The 25,447-nt window shown below is 46.6% G+C and carries 20 protein-coding genes; 16 read left to right on the top strand and 4 right to left on the bottom strand.

Annotation, left to right across the window (positions count from 1 at the left end; all coding sequences use genetic code 11):
* Position 1 precedes the first annotated feature (1 nt).
* From FRZ06_12775 to FRZ06_12740, 8 genes are all read left to right on the top strand, one after another.
* Positions 2-457: a DUF3842 family protein gene (locus FRZ06_12775; GenBank protein QOX65927.1), complete on the top strand. Its 456-nt coding sequence runs from the start codon at positions 2-4 to the stop codon at positions 455-457.
* Between the two features lie 129 nt (positions 458-586).
* Entirely contained in the window at positions 587-1,093 is a 507-nt protein-coding gene (locus tag FRZ06_12770) for an NAD(P)H-dependent oxidoreductase subunit E (GenBank protein QOX64149.1), read from the top strand.
* Positions 1,086-2,978, top strand: a complete 1,893-nt coding sequence (locus tag FRZ06_12765) for an NADH-quinone oxidoreductase subunit NuoF (GenBank protein ID QOX64148.1) — start codon at positions 1,086-1,088, stop codon at positions 2,976-2,978. Before FRZ06_12770 ends, FRZ06_12765 begins: the two co-directional genes overlap by 8 nt.
* A gap of 1 nt (position 2,979) precedes the next feature.
* Positions 2,980-4,662: a 4Fe-4S dicluster domain-containing protein gene (locus FRZ06_12760; GenBank protein ID QOX64147.1), complete on the top strand. Its 1,683-nt coding sequence runs from the start codon at positions 2,980-2,982 to the stop codon at positions 4,660-4,662.
* A 276-nt stretch (positions 4,663-4,938) separates the two neighbouring features.
* Entirely contained in the window at positions 4,939-5,190 is a 252-nt protein-coding gene (locus FRZ06_12755; GenBank protein ID QOX64146.1) for a (2Fe-2S) ferredoxin domain-containing protein, read from the top strand.
* A 101-nt stretch (positions 5,191-5,291) separates the two neighbouring features.
* A complete protein-coding gene (locus FRZ06_12750; GenBank protein QOX64145.1) occupies positions 5,292-7,010 on the top strand; it encodes a 4Fe-4S dicluster domain-containing protein in 1,719 nt (572 codons plus the stop codon).
* Complete coding sequence (locus tag FRZ06_12745; GenBank protein ID QOX64144.1) at positions 7,007-8,179, top strand: SpoIIE family protein phosphatase; 1,173 nt, start codon at positions 7,007-7,009, stop codon at positions 8,177-8,179. Before FRZ06_12750 ends, FRZ06_12745 begins: the two co-directional genes overlap by 4 nt.
* 12 nt (positions 8,180-8,191) lie before the next feature.
* A complete protein-coding gene (locus FRZ06_12740; GenBank protein ID QOX64143.1) occupies positions 8,192-9,685 on the top strand; it encodes a hypothetical protein in 1,494 nt (497 codons plus the stop codon).
* A gap of 330 nt (positions 9,686-10,015) precedes the next feature.
* Here the strand turns inward: FRZ06_12740 and FRZ06_12735 are convergent, their stop codons facing one another.
* From FRZ06_12735 to FRZ06_12725, 3 genes are all read right to left on the bottom strand, one after another.
* The gene (locus FRZ06_12735) at positions 10,016-10,672 is read right to left on the bottom strand and encodes a class I SAM-dependent methyltransferase (GenBank protein ID QOX64142.1); all 657 of its coding nucleotides are present in this window, start codon (positions 10,670-10,672) and stop codon (positions 10,016-10,018) included.
* Positions 10,673-10,762: 90 nt separating this feature from the next.
* Entirely contained in the window at positions 10,763-12,151 is a 1,389-nt protein-coding gene (locus FRZ06_12730) for a family 1 glycosylhydrolase (protein QOX64141.1), read from the bottom strand.
* Between the two features lie 129 nt (positions 12,152-12,280).
* On the bottom strand, positions 12,281-14,719 hold the full coding sequence (locus FRZ06_12725; protein ID QOX64140.1) for a glycosyl transferase: 2,439 nt from the start codon (positions 14,717-14,719) through the stop codon (positions 12,281-12,283).
* A 359-nt stretch (positions 14,720-15,078) separates the two neighbouring features.
* Between FRZ06_12725 and FRZ06_12720 the strand changes: the two genes are divergently transcribed.
* The 4 genes from FRZ06_12720 (at position 15,079) to FRZ06_12705 (ending at position 19,641) form a co-directional block, all read left to right on the top strand.
* On the top strand, positions 15,079-16,089 hold the full coding sequence (locus FRZ06_12720; protein ID QOX64139.1) for a LacI family transcriptional regulator: 1,011 nt from the start codon (positions 15,079-15,081) through the stop codon (positions 16,087-16,089).
* Between the two features lie 102 nt (positions 16,090-16,191).
* Positions 16,192-17,556: a carbohydrate ABC transporter substrate-binding protein gene (locus FRZ06_12715; GenBank protein ID QOX64138.1), complete on the top strand. Its 1,365-nt coding sequence runs from the start codon at positions 16,192-16,194 to the stop codon at positions 17,554-17,556.
* Positions 17,557-17,804: 248 nt separating this feature from the next.
* Positions 17,805-18,785, top strand: coding sequence for a sugar ABC transporter permease (locus tag FRZ06_12710; protein QOX64137.1), 981 nt, complete (start codon positions 17,805-17,807; stop codon positions 18,783-18,785).
* A complete protein-coding gene (locus FRZ06_12705; GenBank protein ID QOX64136.1) occupies positions 18,778-19,641 on the top strand; it encodes a carbohydrate ABC transporter permease in 864 nt (287 codons plus the stop codon). Before FRZ06_12710 ends, FRZ06_12705 begins: the two co-directional genes overlap by 8 nt.
* A 150-nt stretch (positions 19,642-19,791) precedes the next feature.
* On the opposite strand, the gene FRZ06_12700 is transcribed toward FRZ06_12705, so the two are convergent.
* Entirely contained in the window at positions 19,792-20,751 is a 960-nt protein-coding gene (locus FRZ06_12700; GenBank protein ID QOX64135.1) for a helix-turn-helix domain-containing protein, read from the bottom strand.
* 227 nt (positions 20,752-20,978) lie between these two features.
* Between FRZ06_12700 and FRZ06_12695 the strand changes: the two genes are divergently transcribed.
* The 4 genes from FRZ06_12695 to FRZ06_12680 all read left to right on the top strand — a co-directional run bounded on the left by FRZ06_12695 (position 20,979) and on the right by FRZ06_12680 (position 25,430).
* On the top strand, positions 20,979-22,406 hold the full coding sequence (locus FRZ06_12695; protein QOX64134.1) for an MFS transporter: 1,428 nt from the start codon (positions 20,979-20,981) through the stop codon (positions 22,404-22,406).
* A 61-nt stretch (positions 22,407-22,467) separates the two neighbouring features.
* Complete coding sequence (locus FRZ06_12690) at positions 22,468-23,526, top strand: zinc-binding dehydrogenase (protein ID QOX64133.1); 1,059 nt, start codon at positions 22,468-22,470, stop codon at positions 23,524-23,526.
* Positions 23,527-23,589: 63 nt separating this feature from the next.
* A complete protein-coding gene (locus FRZ06_12685; protein ID QOX64132.1) occupies positions 23,590-24,453 on the top strand; it encodes a transketolase in 864 nt (287 codons plus the stop codon).
* Positions 24,454-24,458: 5 nt separating this feature from the next.
* The gene (locus FRZ06_12680; GenBank protein QOX64131.1) at positions 24,459-25,430 is read left to right on the top strand and encodes a transketolase; all 972 of its coding nucleotides are present in this window, start codon (positions 24,459-24,461) and stop codon (positions 25,428-25,430) included.
* Positions 25,431-25,447: the final 17 nt, after the last annotated feature.

The following is a 25,447-nucleotide window of genomic DNA, read 5'->3' as shown; positions in this document are numbered from 1 at the left end:
GATTAAAATAGCAGTTATAGACGGGCAAGGAGGAGGAATCGGCAGACAGATTATTGAAGCACTCAGACGGGAGCTTCACTGGAATGTCGAGATTCTTGCCCTTGGAACAACCTCACTGGCTACTGCCGCCATGATGAAATCAGGGGCGAAGGAAGGGGCCACCGGAGAAAATGCAATTGTTTATTCCTCTCAGAGAGTTGATTATATTCTGGGTTCCGTAGGCATTATCACCGCAAATGCGATGCATGGTGAAGTGACACCGGCGATGGCCAAGGCGATCTCCGACAGTTACGCCAAAAAAATATTGATTCCCTTAAGCAGCGGGAATATTGAAATCGTGGGAGTGGATAAGAGCATCCCTCTCCCCAAAATTATTGAAAACGCTGCCCGCATGATCAGTACACTGATCTACGAAGAAGAGGGTGAACGCAGACCGGAGCGCAGGCATATTGTCTGAGGGAATAGGTAAGCAGGAAATTTGTTTTAATAAGGGAAACGTTGATTCTTCCGGAGACCACACCGGATTCGCAAAGCATTGAGTAAACCTGAGCGATCCAAAGTGTCTCCTTGGATCAACGCTTTCCGAATGTTACAGAGGAGGTCCCATTTGAGCACTACATTTGATTTGTCCATTGTGAATGAAATTATTGATTCGCTTGGATGTAAGCCGAGCGCCATCATTGCCATATTGCAGGGCGTACAGGAGCGCTGCAGGTATCTCCCCGAGGAAATTTTTCCGTATCTTTCGGAGAAGCTTGGGGTCAGTGAAGCCAGCATCTACAGCGTTGCCACTTTTTATGAGAATTTCTCACTTGAACCGAAAGGAAAATACGTCATCAAGATCTGTGACGGTACTGCATGTCACGTCAGAAAATCCATTCCGATCCTCGAAAAACTGAGAAAAGAGCTGAAGCTGACAGAAAAGAAATCTACCACAGATGATCTGATGTTTACGGTAGAAACCGTATCTTGTTTAGGAGCCTGCGGTCTTGCACCGGTCATTACTGTGAATGACAAAGTATATCCCGCAATGACGCCGGATAAGGCAGAGCTTCTGCTTCGAGAGTTGCGAGAGGAGAAGAAAGATGCTTAATAACAGAGAAGAATTAAAAGCATGCCGAGATACATATGAAAAACTGCTGACGGTGGAAAAGAAAAGAATCCTGGTTTGCGCCGGTACCGGCTGCGTATCCAGCGGATCTTTGGAAATATTTGATCGACTGATTGCGCTTTTGGAAGAGAGGAACATTCCCTGCAGCGTGGAACTGCAGGAGGACGGCTGCAATGGTGACGGAAGCGCCGATCCAGTGGGTGTAAAGAAGAGCGGATGTCATGGCTTCTGTGAAATGGGTCCGCTGCTTTTGATCGAGCCGCAGGGTTACCTATACACCAAGGTGAGCCTTGATGATTGCGAAGAGATTATCGAAAAGACCATAGTGGGAGGAGAATGCTGCGAGCGCCTTGCCTATCAAAAGGACGGTAAGATCTACGCCCGTCAGGAAGAAATTCCGTTTTACGAAAAGCAGACAAGGCTGGTACTAGAGCATTGTGGTCATATCGACGCCACATCCATCAAAGAGTATTTTGCCATTGGCGGATATGAGGCGTTTGAAAAAGCACTTTTTGACATGAGCGGGGAGGAGATCATTCAGGAAATCACTGACTCCAACCTGAGAGGAAGAGGCGGCGGAGGCTTCCCGGCGGGAAGAAAGTGGACGCAAGTCAGATCTCAGAAGACCGAGCAGAAATATATCGTCTGTAACGGTGACGAAGGAGATCCGGGTGCGTTCATGGACAGAAGCATCATGGAGGGAGACCCCCATCGCATGATCGAAGGTATGATGATTGCAGCTTTGGCCTGCGGAGCCTCGGAAGGATATATCTATGTCAGAGCCGAGTATCCTCTGGCGGTAAGCAGACTGGAAACTGCTATTCGGCAGGCTACCGAATACGGCTTGCTGGGTGACAGGATTCTGGGAACAGAGTTCTCCTTTATTCTGCATATCTGCCGCGGCGCAGGTGCATTTGTCTGCGGCGAAGGAAGCGCCCTGACCGCATCCATCGAAGGAAAACGCGGAATGCCAAGAGTAAAACCGCCCAGAACGGTAGAACAGGGACTCTTTGATAAGCCAACGGTACTGAATAACGTAGAAACCTTTGCCAACGTACCGCTGATCATCAGCCAGGGAGCAGAGTGGTACCGCGGGATCGGACCAGAGAACAGCCCCGGAACGAAAGCTTTCGCAATGACAGGAAATATAGAAAATACAGGACTCATCGAAGTACCCATGGGAACCACTCTCAAAGAAGTCATCTTTGATGTAGGCGGCGGCATGCGGGGCGGCGATCAATTCAAAGCTGTTCAGATCGGAGGTCCTTCGGGAGGTTGTCTGACCACTGACCACCTTGATCTGCCTTTGGATTTTGATTCCTTAAAAAAAGCGGGTGCGATGATCGGTTCAGGAGGTCTGGTTGTTTTGGACAGCAGCACCTGTATGGTGGAGATTGCTCGTTACTTTATGAACTTTACACAGAACGAATCCTGCGGAAAGTGTGTCCCCTGCCGTGAAGGAACCAAGCGTATGCTGGCAATCCTTGAGAATATCGTAGAGGGAAAGGGAGAAGAAGGGGATATTGAGCTTCTTCTTGAGCTGGCAGACACCATAAGCCAGACGGCGCTCTGCGGTCTGGGTAAGACTGCTGCGCTGCCCGTCATCAGCACGATTAAGAATTTCCGTGAGGAATACGAAGCACATATTTACGAAAAGCGCTGCCCGGCTGGCAACTGTCAGAAGCTGAAGATCATCAAGATTCTTCCGGATCTTTGCAAGGGATGCTCCAAGTGTGCAAAGGTCTGCCCGGTAGGAGCTATTCGGGGCATGGTTAAGAAGCCCTTTGTACTGGATGTGTCCAAATGCATTAAATGCGGAGCTTGTTTGGATCAATGTCCCTTCGGAGCAATTGAGGAGGTAGTCTGATATGGATAAAAAGGAATATATGATCATTGACGGGATTCCCGTTGAAATAAACGGAGAGAAGAATCTCCTGGAACTGATTCGGAAAGTGGGAATTAAGCTTCCGACCTTTTGTTATCACTCTGAGCTCTCGATTTACGGAGCATGTCGTATGTGCATGGTGGAAAACAAGCGCGGTGAACTGGAAGCGGCCTGCTCCACTCCTCCAAGAGCCGGAATGGAAATCCGAACCAATGTGGAACGGCTGAGAAGATACCGGAAAATGATTTTGGAGCTTCTGCTTGCTAACCACTGCCGTGACTGCACCACCTGCGGAAACAACGGCAAGTGTAAATTGCAGGATCTGGCGATGAAATTCAACATGAGCGACGTCAGGTTCCCCAATGGAGTAACAGAACCGGAAATCGACAATTCCTCCCCCTGTATCACCAGAGACCAGAACCGATGCATTCTCTGCGGTGACTGTGTTCGTGTCTGCAATGAAATTCAGGGTGTTGGGGCCATCGATTTTGCCCACAGGGGAGCAAAGATGAAGGTGAGCACCGCATTTGACAGACCCATTGCCAATTCTCCTTGTGTAGGCTGCGGGCAGTGCGCAGCAGTTTGTCCTACCGGCGCTATCGTGGTTAAAAACGATGCGGATGAGGTTTGGAAAGCACTGGACGACAGAAATACCTCAGTGACCGTCCAGGTTGCTCCTGCTGTAAGAGTCGCTATTGGAAAAGAGTTTGGTCTGCCTGACGGCGAGAACGCCATCGGAAGAATCGCAGCAGCACTGAGAAGAATGAATTTCGACAGAATATATGATACCTCCACCGGAGCGGATTTGACGGTTCTTGAAGAATCAGAAGAATTGTTGGAGCGCCTTTCCGCTGAAAACGGCACCATGCCCATGTTTACCTCCTGCTGTCCTGCTTGGGTAAATTACTGCGAAAAAAGCCACCCAGATCTGCTTCCTCATATCTCAACCTGCAGATCGCCTATGCAGATGCTTGCCTCTGTCATCAAGGAGCAAAAGGACCTGCCCAATAAGAAGCGCGTCCATGTGGCGGTAATGCCTTGTACGGCAAAGAAATTCGAAGCGTCACGAAGCGAGTTTACCAAGGATGGAAGTCCCAACGTGGACTATGTGATCACCACGCAGGAACTGATTCAGATGATCAAGGAATCGGGAATTGTTTTTTCCGAGCTGGAACCGGAGGCAATGGATCTGCCTCTTGGGATTAACACTGGTGCAGGAGTCATATTTGGTGTTACAGGCGGTGTGACGGAAGCGGTATTGAGACGTTTATATGCAGAGAAGTCGATGGCAGGATTGTTTGCTATTACCTATAAGGATGTAAGAGGACTGGAAGGCGTGAAAAAGGCGACGATTCAGGTTGGAGAAAAGGAACTGAAGATCGCAATCGTAAGCGGACTGAAAAACGCATCTGAGCTTGTAAAACAAATGAAATCAGGGGAAGAGCATTTTGACTTCATTGAAGTAATGGCTTGTCCTGGCGGATGCATCAACGGTGCAGGCCAGCCCTATGGATCATCCTCTGAAGTTGCAGCAAGAGGCAAGGGGCTATACTCTGCCGACAAGCTCTCTGCAATAAAACGTTCGGAGGAAAATCCGCTGATGAATGAGCTTTACGGAGGAATCTTGAAGGGACGCGTCCATGAATTGCTCCATGTGGAGTACTAAGCATTCTTTCAGGTACTTTAAGCAAAGAAATTACCGGACAAATATGCGCCTGGAATGAATCAGTATAGCATAAAGGCTGCAATAAATGGAAAAAACGTGAACTGCTTGACTGAGCAGTGCAATAGTGGTTTAATAAAGGATAGTTCAAGTTTATTTAAACTTAGAAAACAGTTCACGAAGGGGTGCACCGTTTGATACGGTACTTTTCGTGAACTTTTTTTTCGGAATGGGGGGGTTAGGGAGTATGAAATACAGGACTGATAGGAGGAAATTAGGGTGCTTGAAGTTTCGGTATGTGTTGGCAGCTCGTGCCATTTAAAAGGCTCCTATGAAATCATAAAAAGATTCGAAGCCATGATAGAAGCCCAGAGCTTGGAAGAATGGGTGGTGCTGAAAGCCGCCTTCTGCCTTGGGAGATGCACTGACGGTGTTTCGGTGAAAGTGGGAGAGCATTTTCTCGAACATGTTACACCGACAAATGCTGAGGACATGTTTCTTCGGCATGTCACAGAAGAATGTAAGAAGTAAAGCGGAAGAGCTTGACGGGATCAAACTGTAAAAAAATAAGAGAGCGGCAGCGCAATGAAGAATCATTCGGATTACGATGCGCAGCAAAAGAAGGTTAGAGTATGAGTACGATAGAGTTTAAAGAGTCAAACTGTAAGAACTGTTATAAGTGTCTGAGAAACTGTCCGGTAAAAGCCATAACGTTTTTCGAACGTCAGGCTGCAATCGTAGAGGATGAATGTGTATTATGCGGGAAATGCTTAAGCGTCTGTCCTCAGGATGCGAAGAAAATACGGAATTATACTGATATTGTTAAAAAGTACATACATAAAAAGGAAAAGGTTTATGTCAGTCTGGCTCCTTCCTTCGTATCATCCTTTGAACAGAGTCCGAGCTGGATCTTCGCAGTACTAATGAAGCTGGGGTTTACCGGCGTGGCGGAAACGGCAGCCGGTGCAGTCCAAGTGTCGAAACAATATGAACGATTGATGAGTGAGCAGAAGATGACCAACATCATCTCAACTGCATGTCCGTCCGCCGTAATGCTGGTGGAAAAACATTATCCCGAACTGGTGTCCTCTCTGGCACCGGTGGTCTCTCCCATGGTTGCACACGCGAAAATGCTGCGGGAGACCCATGGTAAAAAGATACGGGTCGTATTCATAGGGCCTTGCATTGCAAAGATCGAAGAGTACAAAGATTTTCGAAATGGCGGTGCGGTTGATGCAATTCTGACCTATGAGGAATTGCTGGATTGGATTAAAGCAGAAGGAATCGACGAGGATACGGATCTGTCGGAAGAGTTGAAGAGTGTTGAAAAAAATATGGCGCGAATTTATCCGACGCCCGGCGGCATTATTAAAACCTTTGACAAGGAGAGCCGTAAGAATTACCAATGTATCACCGTTGATGGTATTGAGCGATGCATGGAACTTCTTGAGTCCATGAAGCATGACGGACTAAGAGGCTACTTTATCGAGATGAGCAGCTGCACCGGAGGGTGTATTGGGGGTCCTTACAGACAGCAGCTTCCGGGAGGTTTTCTCGAAGCAAGAAGAAAGCTTCTGAATTATGTGAAAGAGGGAATGCGGGAAGATGTCCATGGGAGCATTGAAGAACGAAATCTTGATCTGAGTAAAGTCTTTGCAGATCGGTCCTCCAAGACGCCTCTTCCGTCGGAAGGCGTGATTCAGGGTATCCTCAACAGTACGGGGAAGTTTACCGAGGCTGATGAACTGAACTGCGGAGCCTGCGGCTACGCAAACTGCAGAGAAAAAGCCATCGCCGTTTTTAGAGAAAAGGCGCAGCTTACCATGTGTATGCCGTATATGCGAGACAGAGCTGAGTCTATCTCAAACCTGATTATCAATTCCACTCCAAATGCGATCATCGCACTGGATAATAAGCTGGGTATTCAGGAAATCAACAAAGCAGCAAGAGAGATGTTCCGTCTTGGCGGTAAAATTGCGGAAGGAAGCAGCATCTTTGATATCCTGGCATGTGAGGATATCGCCAGAGCTCTGAAGCGAAAAGAGAACTTTTATGATAAGAAATACTATTATGTGGACTACAACATCACGGTTGAGCAGTCGGTGATCTGGGTGGAAAAGCATAATATCGCAGTAATTATTTGCAGAAATGTGAGTATGGAAGAAGAGAAGCGGCGGGAACTTTTTGAAATTCGTCGGGAAACGGTTGATATTGCACAAAAAGTAATCGACAAGCAGATGCGGGTAGCGCAAGAGATTGCCAGCCTGCTTGGTGAAACCACAGCGGAGACGAAAGTCACCCTGACTAGGTTGAAAAAATCCATTATGGCAGAAATGAGTGATGAGTCATGAGCTTCTACATCGATGCGGCTTATGAGAGTCTTAACAAATATAATGAAGAACTCTGCGGAGACAAAATAGAGATTATAAGAAACAAGGATTCGGTTGTAATTGTTCTTGCGGACGGTCTTGGCAGCGGAGTTAAGGCCAATATCCTTGCTACCATGACCTCCAAGATCATCGGAACCTTTATGATCAATGGACTCAATATTGACGAGGCAGTTGAGACCATTGCAGATACCTTGCCGGTCTGTAAAGATCGGGGAATCGCTTACTCGACCTTTTCCATCCTGCAGATTTTTTACAGCGGTGAAGGGTACTTGGTTGAGTATGATAATCCTGCTGTGTTTGCACTGAAAAGGGGAAAGACTGCACAATTTGATCAAGAGACCAGAGTTATCGGAGGCAAGATCATCAAAGAGAGCCGCTTTACGGTAAAGCCCAATGATCTGTTTATCATGGTCAGCGACGGAGTTGTCCATGCCGGTATCGGACAGACGTTGAACCTTGGCTGGCAGTGGGAACACGTGGATGAATATATCAGGAAGACGAACAAGACCGATATGTCGGCCAAGGGACTTGCAAAGCTGCTGATTTCTGCCTGTGACAATCTCTATGCCCATAAGCCCGGCGACGATACAACCGTGGCTGCCATCAAAATCAAAAAGCCGGTTACACTCAACATTATGGTTGGTCCACCCAAGGATCGAGATGAGGATGACGTTTTTATCCATGATTTTATAAACCTTGAAGGGAAAAAAGTTATCTGCGGAGGAACCACCGCACAGGTGGCATCTCGTGTATTAAAACGAGAAATCGTTACGAGCTTTGACTACTTTAACCCAGAGATACCGCCTACGGCAAAGATTGAGGGAATCGATCTCACCACAGAGGGGGTGCTGACACTGGGCAAGGCTCTGGAGCAGATTCGCATTTACTCTTCTTCTGACTCGACCATGAAGGACCTTCTGGGACTCAATGAAAAAGACGGGGCCTCTATGCTGTCAAAAATTCTTTTGGAAGAAAGCACCAGCATCAACTTCTTTGTTGGTCGGGCTGCAAATCCAGCCCATCAGACTCCGGAAGCTGCGATTAGCTTGAGTGCCAAACTGAAGTTGGTCGAAAAAATTGCATCCTATCTCAGAGAACTGGGAAAACAGGTGACGATTCAATATCACTAAAAGGAGCTCAGGATGGGCTATTATACAATTACCTTAAAACTACATCGGCCGAGCAGGGTAAAGCGCGAAATTCTGCAAAGCGCAATGGAAAATTATACGCGGGCCTTTGATTATCTGCTCAGGCAAGCCGAGGATGGAAGCCTTGAGACAGAAGAATTTAAGACCGGCGGAAAATATAAGCTTACAAAATGGGTGGACAAGGACATGTCGGCTCGTTTGAACCAGTTTGACATCCAACCTTTTAAAGATTCTCTCAAGCTGGATTTCGCTATGACGATGTCAAGTTATCTGGAACTGAAGGATCAAGGAAGAAAGGTGGGATTCCCGGGTACCTATGAGGATTCCGAAGGCAGGCTTAAAAGTTTGCGCCCCATTTTTTTCTGCCGTTGTGATATCAACAGGGACTATTGTCTGTTGTACGATGAAGAAAAGAACAAATACTTTATAAAGCTCTACCTGCTTAATCAGAGGTCGGCTCTTGTCAGAGAGCCCGGCAGAGCAGGAGAGAGCAGGCTGAGCTATGTCCATAAAAAGGACCAGCCTCCGGAGCTGAATGCCTCCAGGGAGAGGTTTGTCATCCTTCCTCTTTCTTTCGGTGTTCACCAGGAAGCTTATCTGAAACGATGTCTTGAGCAGCCCGAAATGCTGAAGACGGCCCGATTGATGCAGAGGAGCGGCGCGTTTTATATGGCTGTCAATCTGGAACTTCCCGATGAAGAAAGGCTTGAACCGGAGAACTTCATGGGGGTTTCGCGGGGGCCGGGAAATAGTCTGAGTGTTACTGTTACTGACACCGACGGTACGGTGGTGGAAGTCCAAACAATGGTGCTGCAGGCTGGAAGGCGGCTACGGGGCGGAAGGCCTCCTGCAGAGATCTATCTGGCTGCAAAACGAGTCGTAGAAAAAGCACTTTACTATCGCTGCAAAGTTATTTTGGAAAACTTGGCGGAATACACAGACAAGGCATCGGACCTGGACTTTGGCAAAGGGAAAGACCAACGGGTTCTTCGAAAATCCACCTATCAAGCCTTTGAACGGATTTTGCGTTACAAGCTTGATTTTGCAGGACTGCCTACACCGGTTCAGGTCAGCCCTTTTGGAATCTTTTCTACCTGCCCGAAATGCGGTTTGAACTCAAAGAAAAGTGTGACCTCAAAGGAGATGTTTCTCTGCGTTTCCTGCGGGGCGGCCTATCAGCTTAAATACTTGGGAAGCATCAACCTGTCCAATAAGCTGATCAAATACCAGAGGGACGATATTAAGATTAAAGTCATCAATGAAGCTTCCGGAATCAGACTGAGCAACGAAATCCTGGGACTTAATATGGAGATGACGGGGACCGAGGACGTCATGGTTCATTTGAACCGCAATATAAAAGAACTGATTCAGGAGGCCAAGGACAGCGGGATTTACAGGATGGGCAGAAGAGAATACCGAAAAAAGTGGAGCTTGATCCAGAAGATTGAGAGTTACGATGACATAACGAAGCATATTACGTTTATCTAATAACTTCATCTAATAAAGCACATTACCTTAACTGGCAGGAAGCGTGGGCGCATATAATAAATGATTTAATAGAATGCGTCATGCTTGGTGTTAGAAGCTTATATAGATATGCCATTGCTGCCGCATCGAGGCATGCTCAGATTAGTTTGAAAACATTGTGAATCTTAATTGCTGCACAATGCTTCAGACACTGAGGATGCCAGGCTTACCGAGTAAGCATGCGTGGCATCCGTGCTGGTTGAAACATTAAGTTTCGGCCATGAGGAAACACGCAGGAAAGTGCAGCTATCTGTGCATGCCCCGTGCAATTTGCCGGGGCATGTTTTTTTACTAAAGTGAGAAATCCAGTCGCACTAGCTTTTTTCCGTTGGGAAGAACCTTCTGGTCCGAATAGCATAGAAGATAGCCGATCTCCTTCATACATTCCATCATCAAAGCCTCTGACATCTGGTGATGGACTTCATCCAGGCGGGTGAAGGCACAGGCATAGGGCGAAGCAGAGACAAAGCCTGCCTTAGCGTTCGACTCTGCACCTGCTTCAGTCTCTGAGGGGTCTTCGTTTATTTGAATAATGGCGGAAACAAAATCAGGATTGACCTTGCGGATCACTTGCTGAAAGCAGGCACATCCGATGTATTCCACCAGAAGATTGGCAACGACCAGCTCGGCAGGGGGCAGTGACGCCTCCGAATCGCTGAGATCGGCCTGAACGGGATGAAAGATGCTTGTCAGAGAGGGATAACGATCCTTGCAGACAGCGAGGTAGTTTGGATTGATGTCTACTCCATAAACTTTGCTGATTTTATTCGGATCAATGTGGTTCAGGCCATTTCCCCCAGCGATCCCCAGGATCATGATGGTCGGGGAAGAATAGCGACAAAGCTGATCTTCCATCATCTGGTTTAAAACCGGAAGCTGCCGTACAGTGTCCAGCTGCATATGTCCTTCATAATCTTCTAAATGAATATCCATCCATGGGTTGCTCATAATTCACAAGCTCCTTTGCTATTGTCTCTAAAAATCTGTAAGGTCAAAGAATCGCAGTACGCTGGCGCTTCTTTCCCTATTTGCTGCATCCTATTCTAAGTCTCCGTTTATTCGAATCAATTCCCGATACCAATAGCCGGAATCTTTGATGATGCGTCGCTGGGTTTCATAGTCTATATAGGTAAGGCCAAAGCGCTCGTCATAGCCGGAGTGCCATTCAAAATTGTCGGTGAGACTCCAGTGGAAATAACCCCGAAGGGGAATTCCTTCCGCGACTGCCTCCTTTAATTTTAACAGATATTGAGTTAAGAAATCAATACGGTCGACATCGTGCACGGAACCGTCCAAAAAGATTCGATCGTTGCAGCTCTGTCCATTTTCCGTTATGATGATGGGCAGGCCATATCGTTTGTAAAGGAATTTGGGTCCGTAGTACATACATGCAGGAGTGATGGGCCATTTTAAAGCCGTTCTGGGAAACCCGGGGGCTTTTTTGATTCTGTTTCCTTTTTTGTCAACGGGTACGCCGTTATAGATGTTCAGCCCGATCAAATCCATTGGTTCGCTAATTGCTCTTCGATCCGCATCGGAGATGGTTTCGTTAAGGATACGGAATGCGGCCATCTCCTCAGGATAGATTCCGGTAACGGCCGCGTCCAGAAGCCATGTATGGGAAAATGTCCAATCTTTGTCCAGACGGAAGGTGGCATCGTATGCCGCTTTCTCGGCAGTGTTCAGCAATTCGTTCGCTGCAGCGTTATGACACTGAGGAGAAAGGGCTTTTGCATTTTGCGCTTCAGGGAAGCATATCTTACCTGTTGAGGCAAGTCCGATCTGAAGAGATGAGGAACTGGCACTGCGCATGGCTGAAATAGCACCGCCATGTGCCAAAAGGGCATGGTGTATACATTGAACCGCGGCCTGCTGTGACAGCATCCTTCCCGGAGCATGAAGCGCCGAAACATACCCAAGGCCGATGAAGCATTGGGGTTCGTTGAGTGTGATATAATGCTTCACTCGTCCGTCAAAATGACGAGCGATCTCTTCTGCATAACGAATGAACGCGTCAGCGGTATCTCTGCATCGCCAGCCACCGCTTCGTTCAAGAGCTAGGGGAAGATCCCAATGATAGAGGGTGATAAAGGGGGTGATTTCTGCGTTCAGCAGGTCATCTACAATCCGGTCGTAGTAAACAAAACCCTTTTTATTCAGGCGGCCCTTGCCATCTGGAAAAATGCGGGGCCAACTGATAGAAAATCGATAGGACTTCAGCCCTATTTCTTTCATGACGGCTAGGTCTGTTTCGAACCGGTGGTATGCGTCCGCAGCGATATCGCCGGTTTCGTCTCCCCGGATGTGGCCGGGAGTATGGCAAAAATCATCCCAGATGCTTGGGCCTTTTTTGTCCTTGTTCCAGGCGCCTTCGATCTGATAGGCGGCGCTTCCTGCGCCCCAAAGAAAATCAGTTGGAAATGTCATAAAAAACCTCCAAATAAGGAATAAAAAACTGCTGAACGACCGCTGCACAGAGCTTTGGATGTTCAGCAGCCAAGAGGAAACGGTGGTGTTGCCGTGTATTAACCGGCGCTGCACGAAGGAGGTGCTTCCTTAATATTCTACTTCCACAGAAACCTCGCTGCTGAGGTTTGCAGGAATAATGTTACCGTCAACCGGAGTGCCGTTTACAAGAAGCTTAGGAACGGACACTCCTGTTCTTCTTCCGCGAATGTTGTAGCGGGTTCCGCGGAAATTTCTCACGACTTCGAATTGGTCGATCTCATCAGGCAGGCAGGGCGAGATTTCAAGTCCGTCATAGTGGGCTTTGATCCCCAGAATGTATTGACTGATGTTCACATATGCCCAGGAGGCAGTTCCGGTAAGCCAGCTGTTTTTTGCTTCGCCGCTTCTGCTGCTTTCCCTCCCTGCAATCATTTGGCTGTATATGTATGGTTCTGTTCGATGGACATCACTTTTGTATTCAGTATAAGCAGGGGAGATGCGTCTATATGCGTCAAATGCTGCATTTCCGTCACCCAGTACCGTATGAGCAATGCTGACCCATGGGTTGTTGTGGCAGAAGATTCCGCCGTTTTCTTTATATCCGGGGGGGTAGCTGGTGATTTCGCCCAGCTCCTCGTGATATCTGGTGTAGCACGGATTCAGGAGCTGTATACCGTGATCTCCTTCCAACCGTTCTTTCACACTCATTAACGCTTTAGCGGCATAGCCTTCCTTGACGCCAATCCCTGCCATGACACAAAAGCCCTGGGGCTCGATGAAAATCTGACCTTCTTCGCAAACCTGGCTTCCCACAGGATTCTCGAAAGCGTCATAAGCCCTCAGGAACCAATTTCCGTCCCATCCATGCTCCAGCACTGCCGTTTCGATTTCTGATACAGCTCTCTGCACGGGTTCCAGATCCTTTCCATAATCGGAAAGGCGTTCCTTGCCATAGCGTTTACAAAGTTCTGTGTACTCTCTGCCATAGAGAACGAACATGGCTGCGATGAGGACGCTTTCTGCCTTGCCGCTTTCAAAATTCGCGCAGGTTTGGAAGCTCTCGCCTGGAATGGTGGAAAAACAGTTGAGGTTGAGGCAGTCGTTCCAGTCGGCTCTCCCGATGAGAGGCAGACCGTGAGGACCGCGGTGCTCTATTGTATAGGTAATACTGCGCCGAAGGTGCTCGAAAAGAGGGCGCTCGCTTCCTTCCTGATTGTCAAAGGGCACCAGCTCTTCCAAAATGGAACTATCTCCAGTTTCCCGGATGTATGCGGCGGTGCAGGCTACGAGCCAGAGGGGATCATCGTTAAATCCTGATCCGACATCTGCATTGCCCCGTTTTGTCAATGGCTGATACTGATGATACGTGCTGCCATCTTCAAATTGAATGGAAGCAATATCCAGAATCCTTCTTCGTGCGCGGTGGGGTATGAGATGGACAAAGCCCAGGAGATCCTGGCAGCTGTCGCGGAAACCCATGCCGCGCCCTGTTCCGCTTTCGAAATAGCTGGCGCTCCGGCTCATGAGAAAGGTAACCATGCATTGATAAGGATGCCAGATGTTCATCATACGGTCCAACTCCACATAGCCGCTTCGAAGAGAGAATTTTTCCAAAAGCCCCGTCCAGTGCATACTTAATTGATCCAGTGCAGACAAAACGGCGGATTCAGTAGAAAAGGATGCGATTATTTCCTTTGCTTTTGATTTGTTGATCTGATTTGAGCCTTCCCATTTTTCTTGCTGATCATTCTCTGCATAACCGAGAATATAAAGCAGGGTCGTGCTCTCGCCAGGCTGAAGTATCACTTCTACCGACTGGGAGGCAATGGGTGACCATCCGCTGGCTAAGCTGTTGCGGCTCCTGTTTTCTTTTACTGCTGCGGGAAGATTCCAATCTCCCATGGGTCCGAGAAATGAATCACGATCAGTATCGAAGCCTTTTGCATCAGCATTCACATGGAAAAAAGCGTAGTGGTTTCGGCGCTCTCTGTATTCTGTCTTGTGATAAATGGTGCTGCCATCTTGCTCGATTTCGCCGATGGAGAGATTGCGCTGAAAGTTCTGCGCATCATCCACCGCATTCCAGAGGCACCATTCGACCGCGCTGAATACAGTTAAGCTTTTTTCCTGATCCGAATGGTTTGTGAGCTTCATATAGTTTAGCTCGCAATCGAACCCCAAAGGAACAAAAAGTGTAAGGCTGCAAGCAAGGGCATCCTTTTCACTTTCGATTACAGTGTACCCAAGGCCGTGGCGGCAGCGATAACTGTCGAGCTCCGTTTTTGCAGGAAGATACCCGGGACTCCAAGTGCAGGCGCCGTCATTTATGTAATAGAATCGACTGCCGGTATCCGCTGGAATTCCGTTGTAACGGTAGCGGGTCAAGCGTCTGAGCTTCGCATCCTTGTAAAAGGAATAGCCTCCGCCGGTATTTGATACGAGACTGAAAAAGCCTTCGCTGCCTAGATAATTAATCCATGGCAGAGGCGTCTTTGGGGTAGTGATGACATATTCTCGATTGACGTCGTCGAACATTCCGTACTGCATTTTGCTTTTTCTCCTTTAAAACGAGGTGTATTCTGAATGAAAACTCAAACAAAGCTTGAATTTCAGACGTTTATATGCTAATCGATGATATTTAAAATATACGTAATCGTTTAAGTTCACTGATATTTTACATAAGAAATTGCCAAATTACAAGAACTTTTTTTGGTGAAAGATATAAATAATATGTTGGAAAATAAGGATACTTGGATTTTTGAAAAAATTATAAAAGGGTATTGCAATTTTCGAGACAATGAGATATACTCGTTTACGTAAACGATTAAGAACATCTTGTCCTTTTTCATCCCATAGGCTATAATGAATTGAGATAAATTCCAATACATATCACGGAGGGTTTGCCTATGGTTTCGATGAAGGACATCTCAATAAAATGCGGAGTATCGGTTGCCACTGTCAGCAAAGCGCTGAACGGGCAGAGTGATATAGGCAAACAGACAGCACTGCATATTCGAAAGGTCGCCAAAGAAATGGGGTATTTTCCCAACGCGGCTGCCCGTGCGCTGAAGACCAACCGCACAAATAACCTTGGCGTTTTGTTTGTTGATAACATGCAAAGCGGACTCATGCACGAATATTTTTCTTCCTTACTGAACAGTATCAAAGCCGAAGCGGAACGCAACGGCTATGATGTTACCTTCATCAGCAGCAATATCGGACAGTCGAAAATGAGCTATCTGGAGCATTGCCGCTACCGCGCCTGTGATGGCGTAGTCATCGCCTGTGCTGATTTCAACGATCCAAGCGTAGTCGAGCTGGTGCAGAGTGAGATACCGGTGGTCACCATAGACCATGTGTTCAATGATAAAACTTCTATTCTCTCAAATAACGTCAAAGGGATAAAGGATCTGGTTGAATTCCTTGCAGAACAAGGACATAGAAAGATCGCCTTTATCCACGGTGAGGATACATCCGTTACACAAAAGCGGATTGCAAGCTTCTACCGTACCTGCCAGGAACTTGGTATAGCGGTTCCGGATCATTATGTGAAAAGCGCACTGTATCACGATCCAGCTTCCAGTGCTGAAGCCACTAAGGAGCTGCTTGCTCTAACGGATCGGCCTACCTGCATCATGTACCCTGATGACTTTTCCTTTATGGGAGGCAGGAATGTGCTGGATGAAAGGGGTTTGAAAATTCCTGATGATATCAGTGTTACTGGGTATGACGGCATCTTTCTGTCGCAAATTCTCCAGCCAGCCCTTACCACGGTCAGGCAGGATACCATCAGCATGGGCAGGGAAGCGGCCGCCAGACTGATAGAAAGCATAGAAAACCCCAAGGCAGCTGTGGCCGAGCAGGTTATGATAGACGGACAGCTGCTTACGGGAACCTCGGTAAAGCGGATCACCTGACAATCGGAGGCTTTGAAAGTAGGTGCCTCCAATATGAAGCAGAGCATCATTGGGTAATAACCACCTAAATAAAGCATGCTATAATAAGGAGGAGGAAGAACTATGAAAGTAAAGAAAATGCTTGCACTGTTTCTGGCGTTGATTATGCTGGTATCAATGGCGGCCTGCGGCTCGTCCGGAGAACCTGCTGCGCCCGAAAACGGAGGGGATGCACAAGGTAAGGTTCTGAACATCTACTGCTGGAATGAAGAGTTTCAATCCCGCTTCACCGATTATTTCGAGAAGCCAGGTCTGATTCCTGAAGGTGTGAAGGTGAACTTTGTTATCACTCCAAATGAGGGGAATGCGTATCAAAATGCTCTGGATGAAGCACTGCTCAAGCAGGACAGCGCCGCAGCAGATGATAAGATTGACATTTTCCTGGTCGAAGCTGACAATGCTCTCAAGTATGTAAACACCGACTATACGCTGGATGTCGTAAACGATATCGGGCTCACAGATGCTGACCTTGCAGATCAATATCAGTATACTCGTGATATCGTTACCGACAGCAATGGCAAGCAAAAGGGAACGACATGGCAGGCCACACCCGGTTTATTCGCTTATCGCCGCTCCATCGCCAAGGATGTTCTTGGAACCGATGATCCGACTCAGGTTCAGGCTGCACTTGCAGACTGGGATAAATTTGACAAGGTCGCCGAGCAGGCTGCAGCCAAAGGGTACAAAATGCTGTCCGGTTATGATGATTCCTTCCGTACTTTCAACAACAACATCTCAAAGCCGTGGGTTGATTCAAGCAATAAGATTGTCATTGACCCCAATGTGATGCGCTGGATCGATCAGACCAAGCTTTATACAGACAAAGGTTACAATAACAAAACGTCTCTATGGGCTCCGGAATGGTCCGCTGACCAGGGTCCTGCAGGTAAGGTCTTTGGTTTCTTCTACTCTACATGGGGAATCAACTTCACACTTCTCGGAAACTCGCTGGCAACGCCTGAGTCCGAAGGAGGCAAACTAGAAGTTGGCAACGGAATCTATGGCGATTATGCAGTATGCCAGGGGCCGCAGAACTACTACTGGGGCGGAACGTGGATCTGTGCCGCCGCCGGAACAGACAATGTGGATCTCGTTCGCAGCATCATGTACACCCTGACCTGTGATCCTGTAACCATGAAGAAAATTACAGAGGACACACAGGATTACACAAATAACATCACAGCTATGAACGAGCTTGCAAAGAGCGATTTCAAATCGGACTTCCTGGGAGGACAGAATCATATTGCTCTCTTTGCAGAGGCCGCACCAAAAATTAACATGAAAAACATTTCGCCTTATGACCAGGCTATGACGGAACAGCTTCGGCTGGCTTTCAAAGATTACTTTGACGGTAAGGTAACAAAGGAACAAGCTTTTGATAACTTCTACAGAGCAGTTATTGAGAAGCATCCTGAGCTTACCAAATAAAACGGAAACCGTCCAAAGGGGACGGTAACAAAAGCTGATAACGCACGATATGGCAGATCTATGCTCTATCGTGCGTGCTTATTCCAGATCGTTCTGCTGCTTTAAAATACTGATTCCAGACCGTTTCAACTTTATTTCAGATATCCAGGCATCGCGTGACGAAGGACCATACATAAAAGTGCAAGTTTGCAGAGGAAAATGTTCTTTCACTGATGCCAATGGCGGATTAATACGATTGAGGTGAAAAAATGAATTCCGTTCATGACCAGGTGACAGCTGTCCGCAAAAAAAACGGATCCATCAGCTATGCAAAATGGGGTTACATATTTCTGATTCCGTTCTTTCTCGTCTACGTTATTTTCTCGTTTGTACCCCTGATTTCTGTGTTTTACAATAGTTTTTTTGAAAACTATATGTCGGGACTTAAACAGGTTGGTCCCAATTTTGTCGGGCTTGAAAATTATGCCACACTTTTTAACAATAATCTCGGTAAATACTTTTACAACACATTGCTGATTTGGGTACTCGGCTTCATTCCGCAGATTACTATCTCGCTGCTTCTGGCAAGCTGGTTCACAAGCCTGCGTTTACGCCTGCGGGTAACGGGACTGTATAAAACCATTATTTATTTGCCGAATCTGATCATGGCATCCGCCTTTGCACTGCTCTTTTTCGTACTGTTTTCTGATGCAGGACCGGTGAATGATGTATTAATGCATCTTGGAATCATCGATCAGCCATATCGCTTTTTATCCGAGGTTGCAGGCACGAGGGGCCTGGTTATTGCCATGAACTTTCTGCTATGGTTCGGCAACACCACAATCCTGCTCATGGCAGGAATTATGGGAATTGATAACTCCCTGATAGAAGCGGCTGAAATCGACGGGGCCAAATCCTTTCAGATGTTCCGACTGATTACGATGCCGCTGTTAAAGCCGATTCTCATCTATGTAATGATCACTTCTATGATCGGCGGCCTCCAGCTTTTCGACGTTCCCCAAATTCTAACCAACGGCAGTGGCAGCCCAGACAGAACCAGCACAACGCTGATCATGCTGCTGAACAATCATCTGTACAGTAAGAATTATGGATTGGGCGGAGCGCTGAGCGTCATTCTTCTCATTGTCAGCGCAGTCTTAAGTTTGCTTGTGTATGATTCCATGACCAGGGAACAACGGATGGCGCAGAGGGAGAAGAAACGGATGAAGGAGGGTGCGGGAAATGAATAAAAATCTTAGCAATGCCGCGCGTTTGCAGCTGAGACTTTCAAGAGCTGTATGTTACATCATTTTAACTTTGATTTCGGTGATGTGCCTTATCTCCTTTTATGTACTCATCATCAATTCTACCAGGTCGCATCCGGATATCCTCAGAGGATTTTCCTTCCTGCCCGGAAAGTCGTTTTTCTATAATCTGAAAAGCCTGATGGCAAATGCAAATCTGCCTGTCGTCCGGGCGATTTTCAACAGTTTGTTTGTATCGGGCTGTACTGCTTTGGTAACGACTTACTTCTCGGCCCTGACGGCTTTTGCCATCCACGCATATAATTTCCGGTTCAAACGGGCCGCATTTGCTTTTATTCTGATGATTATGATGGTTCCGTCTCAGGTGACCGCACTTGGTTTTGTGCGGCTTATGGGGACGTTTAACCTGATCGATACATTCATTCCGCTGATTGTACCTTCTGTAGCTTGTCCCATCGTGTTCTTCTTTATGAAGCAGTACATGGAGGCGTCGTTGCCCATTGCAATTGTTGAGGCCGCCAGAATGGACGGTTCCAGCGAGTTTCGTACCTTCAACTTTATTGTACTTCCCATTATGAAGCCAGCCATTGCAGTGCAGGGGATCTTCAGTTTTGTCACGGCATGGAACAACTACTTTGTACCATCACTAATCTTGAAATCAACCGAGAACAAGACCGTTCCGCTCCTGGTAGCACAGCTGCGGAATGCAGACTTTCTGAAGTTTGACATGGGGCAGGTCTATATGTTGATTACAATTGCTATCGTTCCGATTATTATCGTTTATCTGCTGCTTTCAAAATATATCATCAGGGGTATTGCAATAGGAAGTGTCAAAGAATAGCCTTTTTCTCCTCAAAATAAATCTGTTACAAGATTCGTACTCTCTACGTTGCAGCAATAACAGCTCCTCAAATAAAAAAGCGTTCTGATTTGTACCGAAAATCAGAACGCTTTTTTATTCCGTCAGCTCCTTATTGCATCAACGCCCTTTTCATGTGCAAATTGCGCAGTCGTCTGAGCAAGTGTCTGAAGGCGGGAGTGATGCCCTGCAATGCAGTTTGCGGTATTCCGCCACAGTCATATCCTCTAGTTCTCTAAAAAGCTGATATAGCATTTTTGGTGAAGAAAAGCCTACTAAAAGCGCAACTTTTTCCACTGAATAGTCGGTATCGATTAAATAGTTTTTTGCATAATTTAGTCGATAAATATTTAAAGATCGCTTAAAGCTCGTTCCGAAATACTCTTCGAATACTCGATTGATATGACGGGGTGAAACATAAAACACATTAGCAATATCTTGAAGTGAGATCTGTTTATAGTAATTAGAATGCATATATTTGGTAATTTGAATGGCAAGGTTCCTATTGGAGGAGATGCTTTTGTTATTCTCAACATGATCGAGATTTCGAAAAATAGAAATCAGATACTCTTGATATAGCGCGCATATCATTTGATCTTGACCAGGATAATTCTTCTGAATCTCTGACTCCATTTTAGAGATAATGGAGCTGCAATTAAATTTGTCGCTGCCAACATAGAAGGGATTTTTTTCAAAGTACTTTAGAATTTCAGAAAAAAAATCTCCCTCAGCATGAGCGTTCTTGGATTTTGATACGCTTGAAGTGGGAGGGGTAAATACAAAAACCAAATAACTTTTTAGAGTGTTTGGTTCGTAATTCGTATTGTGGCGAATCTCAGGGCGGATCACGGAAAAGTCACCGGCTCTTAGCGTATGAATTGTGCCGTTGATGTAGATATGCTGTTCTCCGCTAAGACAATAATAAACCTCATAGCAATCATGGCTGTGAGAAAACTCCACACAGCTTTGATCCAGAGATTCTACATAGTTGACAGTAAGGTCACAAGTTCCTATGGAAATTCGGACCAGGACTGGATTGTAAAAGGGATATTGTTTCTGCTGATACAGCATATTTTTTCTCCTCTCTACCATGTATTGCGATTTCACTATATCATAAAACGAAAAAGGAAAAAAGCTTGCGTCAGGATATTTTGATTTAAATGGACCATTTTTTCAGAATTTACGTCTATTTGATCAATTGAAAGGGCAAATACTTTCCGTTACGATAACCATATCAAGGGTAAATCACTGCCAAAGAGGATGGAAGGTCAATGGAGGTGGTCCCTGAAATAATGAGGGAATGAGAGAGGAAAAGTGAAATGGAAGACTGTAGTTCAAACGATTTGAAAGGTTGGAAAAAAACATCAGAACAATATGGTTATTACAAGCTTGGTACTCGCGAGGTAATTGGTTATTCCTCTGTAGACTTTGCAATGAATCTTGTATTTCAATGCATTGCACTGTACATAAGTTATTTTTACACTGACATTTTTGGCCTGAAGCCAGCTCATGTAGCAATCCTGTTTGCGATATCCCGGGTATGGGATGCTATCAATGATCCTATGATGGGGACAATCTGTGAGCGCCTCCAACCGAAAAAAGGAAAATATTGGGTTTATATCATGTGGGGGGCCATTCCCTTTGGACTTGCCGCTGTCATGACCTATTCCACTCCGAATTTCAGCTATGCGGGTAAGGTGATTTGGGCGGCTATCAGCTATAATCTTTTGAATATGCTGTATACCTTCATCATTCAGCCGTATATCTCGGCGGCCACCTTGATGACAAACGATCAGAATGAGCGAACGCGTCTGCAATCCGTCCGTATGACAATGGCGCAAACCGGCGGTGTCGTCTGTGCGATTATGCTGCCAGAACTGTCTGGTTTTTTAAGCAGGTATATGACCTTGGCGCAGGGTTATATGGTTACCACCATTATCATGGCTATCATTATGGTCTGCATTCTGCTATGGGCCTCCCATCAGATTGTGGAACGTATCCCGCCACAACCTATTGATCCGAATCATAAAGCCGGAATCAAGGATGTATTCTATCTACTGTTTCGGGTGGGCCCCGTTTTTGTCACGTTTATCCTTTTCCTCGGCGTATACACCATGAGCCAAGTCCAATCTACGATGGGTGCTTACTACATTAAGTATTATGCAGGGCGCGTAGATATGTTGTCCTGGTTCTCCATGATCATGATGCTGTTTTCAGTGATCGGAGTGCCATGTGTACCGTATCTCACCAAAAAGCTTCATAAAAAGGGTACGGTAATGTTTGGCTTGGTGATTTCTGGGCTGGGAAGTCTTCTCCTGTATCTGATGCCTCCGGACGCAATAACTGGTATGATGGCATCCCGTGCTGTTACCGGTTTCGGCTATGGTGTCTTGATGGGAGTTCTTTGGTCTGTCATTACCGATCCGGTAGAGTATGCAGATTGGAAAACCGGAAAGAGATATACTGCCATTGTCATGACACTCGTTGGTCTTGGTATTAAATTCTCTATGATCATAGGCGGTACCGTCCCCAATTTGGTGCTGGGTGCTGTCGGATATGTAGCGAATCAGGAGCAATCCGCACAGGCTATCGCTGCAATCCGGAGCATGACCACACTGCTGCCACTGGGCGCGGTCATTATTTCGGCACTGATTTACGGCTTGTTCTATCAACTAAATGAGGAAAAGATTGCCCACATTCAGGAAAAGATTGCAGAGCGAAATGCGGAGCGCGCTTCTGTAAAGTAGGCAAGCGTATCTGTTGTATAAAATTCCCCGCTGATTTTTGGAAGGAGTATGAGAGTAAGTTATGAAACAAATCAACGTTATAAAGACCGGCAGTCTGAAGGAGAAAGATGCGAATCTAAAAGGTGCTGTTGCCACATTGGAAGTTTCGGAGTACGAAATGGGACCGGAGGATGTAAAAATAAAGGTTGCTTACTGTGCTGTCTGCGGCTCAGACCCACATCTGGTAGAAGGCATCTTTGGTTGGGTACCGCCGTTTGGTATCGGTCATGAGGTGTCGGGTGTCATCGTTGGACTAGGAGAAAAAGCTACAAAGAAGGGCCTGCAGATTGGAGATCGCGTTGCCGGCAACTTTCTGAAGTTTTGCGGCACTTGTTATTACTGTCAGAATGGGCAGCAGCAATTCTGTGAGCACGGTGATGAGTACAATCGAGCTGGGATGAGCCAGTATATCGTATGGCATGAATCACAGGTGTATAAGCTTCCCGATGGTATTTCGCTGAAGACCGGCTGCTTGCTGGAGCCTGTTTCCATTGCTGTTCGTATGATGGATAAGGTACAACCGAAGCTCGGAATGAAAATAGCCGTCAATGGAGGTGGCCCCATCGGTTTGCTGGGTCTTCAGGGCTTTAAGATGATGGGCGCAACCGATCTAACATTGTTTGAACCTATTGAGGATCGAAGGACCCTGGCAAAAAAATACGGAGCCGATCATGTGATCGATCCCACCCGGGAAGATATCGAAGAAGCTACGAAACGGATTACCAATGGGCGGGGGTTTGATGCGGTGGTGGATTGCTCTGGTTTTGCACCTTCTCTTCATAAGCTTCCACCGTTGGTCGCACGAGGAGGTATGCTGCTATATGGTGCAATGTATCCCAACGATTTTGAAATGCCGCTGAATCTGTACAAGTACTGCTACTTCAATGAGCTTACGATATCTGGTTATTATGTAGCTCCCTATTGTTTTCCGCGTGCAGCACAGATCATGTCCCGATTTGATCTTGAGGACTTTACCGTCAAAGTATTTGATATTGATGATTCTGTCGCAGCCATGGAGGCACAGGTTTCTGGTAAATACTTTAAAATACTAATCCGTTGCAACGAAATAGAAGGTGAGTAGAATCCCAGAGTCAATCCCAGAGTCAAATCAATTAGAAAAAGTCAATAGAAAGGGAAAAGAATTATGATTGAAAAGAAACTTACAACGATTCCAGAACTGGAAAACAAATGTGCAGACATTCGCTCCAATCTGTTGAATTTCATCTACCGCATCGGAATGGGTCACTTGGGCGGGGAACTGTCTATGGTGGAGATGGCGGTGGCTCTATACTACAAGTATTTAAACTATGATGTCATGAATCCCTGCAAAGAAGGACGTGACCGATTTATTCTTTCCAAGGGACATTGTTCTGAGACACTATACACCATCTTCTCTGATTTGGGCGCTTACACACAGGACTACATGGTAGAGAACTTTGAATGCCTGAATAACTATAAATTTGGTATGCACTCCAACCGTAAAAAGTGCGACCAGATTGAGGTTTCGGCAGGTTCACTGGGGCATGGTCTGCCAGTATCTGTGGGTTATGCAATGGGAGCACGATTTCGTAATGAAAACTATCGCGTGATCTGCATGATCGGAGACGGTGAGTTCAATGAGGGAACCAATTGGGAAGCTCTTATGTCTGCAGGCCATTATCAATTGAATAACCTGGTATGCATCCTGGACAAAAACCAGCTTCAGATGACCGGAAAAACCTGCGATATCATGAATATCGATCCAGTGGATGATAAAGTCAGAGCATTTGGATGGAATGTGATCGATGTTGAGGACGGGAATGACATGTCTCAGGTATGCGCGGCACTGGATCAGCTTCCGGAGCGTGATTGCCAGAAACATGCGAAGCCTACATTTATCATCAGCAACACAATAAAGGGTAAGGGTGTCAGTTTCATGGAAGGCAACCACAAGTGGCATGGCGGCGGTATCGGAGAAGCGGATTTGGCAATTGCATTGGCAGATGTGTCAAAGATGAGAAAGGTGTGATTAATATGGCAGTAAAGACAACCTATGATTTTGATATGATGCTTTCCAATGCCAGGGAGGCATTCGGCGAGGAACTTTATAAGATGGCAAAAGAAGGCAAGGAATTCGTATTTACTTATAGTGACAATGTAGCTCCTTCTTCGTCAGCAGGAAAACTACTGAGAGAATTTCCTGAGCGGTGTTTTAATTTCGGCATTGCCGAACCAAATCAGGTGGGAGCTTCCGCCGGACTGGCTCTATCTGGCTGTATTGTGTTTTCTCAGGTGTTCGGACCGTTCCTGCCGCTGCGCGCCGCGGATCAGGTGCACACGGATATCGCATATAATGACGTAAACGTACGATTGATCGGAACCCACTCCGGTGTTACCGCAGGCGGCGGCCCGACTCATAACGACATTGCGGATCTGGCGCTTTATCGGGCGATCCCAAACTTGACAGTTGTGGTGCCTGCCGATGCGGACCAGTGCTGCAAATTCATCCGTCAGTCCATGGAATTCAGCGGCCCTATGATCATCCGGATTGATCGCGCAGGTTCGTCAAACGTCTATGTGGATGATTACGATCTTGAGATTGGGAAAGCGATAGAAACACTGGAGGGTACGGATGGTTATATCATTTCCTGTGGTTCTAATCTTTACGAGTGTCTGATGGCAGCGAAAGCCTTGAAAAATGAAAATGGCCTGAGCATAGGGGTATTGGATATGCACACCATTAAGCCTCTGGATACCGAAGCGATCATTCGTGTGGGTAAAAAGACCGGCAATGTTGTTACAGTGGAGGATCATTCCATTAACGGCGGCTTGGGCGGTGCAGTGGCAGAAACCCTTTGTGAAGCGAGCTATAAGGGCAACTTCAAACGCATCGGCATGCCCGACGAATTTGCTGTACTGGGAACGCCGGATGAAATCTATCATTATTATGGCATGGATCGAACCGGTATTGCTGCTGAGTTGAGAAAAATGCTGGGTAAGGAATGAAGCATTCGTTTCAGAAA

The organism is Clostridiales bacterium, assembly GCA_015243575.1.
GTDB classification, from domain to species: domain Bacteria; phylum Bacillota; class Clostridia; order Peptostreptococcales; family Anaerovoracaceae; genus Anoxybacterium; species Anoxybacterium hadale.
This window is presented reverse-complemented; position numbering and strand designations above follow the sequence as displayed.

What these genes read in the sequence shown, in the direction of transcription:
- FRZ06_12690 (QOX64133.1), top strand. Translation starts at nt 22,468, where the DNA reads ATGAAACAAATCAACGTTATAAAGACCGGCAGTCTGAAGGAGAAAGAT.
- FRZ06_12680 (QOX64131.1), top strand. Translation starts at nt 24,459, where the DNA reads ATGGCAGTAAAGACAACCTATGATTTTGATATGATGCTTTCCAATGCC.
- FRZ06_12725 (QOX64140.1), bottom strand. Translation starts at nt 14,719, where the DNA reads ATGCAGTACGGAATGTTCGACGACGTCAATCGAGAATATGTCATCACT.
- FRZ06_12745 (QOX64144.1), top strand. Translation starts at nt 7,007, where the DNA reads ATGAGCTTCTACATCGATGCGGCTTATGAGAGTCTTAACAAATATAAT.
- FRZ06_12700 (QOX64135.1), bottom strand. Translation starts at nt 20,751, where the DNA reads ATGGTAGAGAGGAGAAAAAATATGCTGTATCAGCAGAAACAATATCCC.
- FRZ06_12735 (QOX64142.1), bottom strand. Translation starts at nt 10,672, where the DNA reads ATGAGCAACCCATGGATGGATATTCATTTAGAAGATTATGAAGGACAT.
- FRZ06_12765 (QOX64148.1), top strand. Translation starts at nt 1,086, where the DNA reads ATGCTTAATAACAGAGAAGAATTAAAAGCATGCCGAGATACATATGAA.
- FRZ06_12685 (QOX64132.1), top strand. Translation starts at nt 23,590, where the DNA reads ATGATTGAAAAGAAACTTACAACGATTCCAGAACTGGAAAACAAATGT.
- FRZ06_12770 (QOX64149.1), top strand. Translation starts at nt 587, where the DNA reads ATGTTACAGAGGAGGTCCCATTTGAGCACTACATTTGATTTGTCCATT.
- FRZ06_12760 (QOX64147.1), top strand. Translation starts at nt 2,980, where the DNA reads ATGGATAAAAAGGAATATATGATCATTGACGGGATTCCCGTTGAAATA.
- FRZ06_12705 (QOX64136.1), top strand. Translation starts at nt 18,778, where the DNA reads ATGAATAAAAATCTTAGCAATGCCGCGCGTTTGCAGCTGAGACTTTCA.
- FRZ06_12720 (QOX64139.1), top strand. Translation starts at nt 15,079, where the DNA reads ATGGTTTCGATGAAGGACATCTCAATAAAATGCGGAGTATCGGTTGCC.
- FRZ06_12710 (QOX64137.1), top strand. Translation starts at nt 17,805, where the DNA reads ATGAATTCCGTTCATGACCAGGTGACAGCTGTCCGCAAAAAAAACGGA.
- FRZ06_12695 (QOX64134.1), top strand. Translation starts at nt 20,979, where the DNA reads ATGGAAGACTGTAGTTCAAACGATTTGAAAGGTTGGAAAAAAACATCA.
- FRZ06_12730 (QOX64141.1), bottom strand. Translation starts at nt 12,151, where the DNA reads ATGACATTTCCAACTGATTTTCTTTGGGGCGCAGGAAGCGCCGCCTAT.
- FRZ06_12715 (QOX64138.1), top strand. Translation starts at nt 16,192, where the DNA reads ATGAAAGTAAAGAAAATGCTTGCACTGTTTCTGGCGTTGATTATGCTG.
- FRZ06_12750 (QOX64145.1), top strand. Translation starts at nt 5,292, where the DNA reads ATGAGTACGATAGAGTTTAAAGAGTCAAACTGTAAGAACTGTTATAAG.
- FRZ06_12740 (QOX64143.1), top strand. Translation starts at nt 8,192, where the DNA reads ATGGGCTATTATACAATTACCTTAAAACTACATCGGCCGAGCAGGGTA.